Source organism: Cupriavidus sp. SIMBA_020 (assembly GCF_046535395.1).
Taxonomy (GTDB): domain Bacteria; phylum Pseudomonadota; class Gammaproteobacteria; order Burkholderiales; family Burkholderiaceae; genus Cupriavidus; species Cupriavidus campinensis.
This window is the reverse complement of record NZ_JAWRWU010001492.1, coordinates 1-242: the sequence shown is the minus strand read 5'-3', so window position 1 is coordinate 242 and position 242 is coordinate 1. Positions and strand designations below refer to the sequence as shown.

The following is a 242-nucleotide window of genomic DNA, read 5'->3' as shown; positions in this document are numbered from 1 at the left end:
ATTTACACAAAGCACGAAACCTAAAAACAGCCGATATTCTTATGTGTAATGGCTCTCAAGAAGCGCTTTTTTTAGTATCAAAAGCCTTTATTAATAAAGGCGATTATGTTGCAACCGAAACCTTAGGTTACCCGCCTGCTCGTAAAGCATTTGCAGCATGTGGCGCGCAGCTTATAGATATAAAACAAGATGATGAAGGGTTGTGTGTTGATGATTTTAAAACTCAGCTCGAACGCTATCCC

Annotated in this window: 1 protein-coding gene; it reads left to right on the top strand. The window is 39.7% G+C overall.

Going from position 1 to position 242, the window contains the following annotated elements; genetic code table 11:
- On the top strand, positions 1 to 242 hold a 242-nt coding region (locus tag SB751_RS34555), incomplete at both ends, for an aminotransferase class I/II-fold pyridoxal phosphate-dependent enzyme (RefSeq protein ID WP_410749558.1).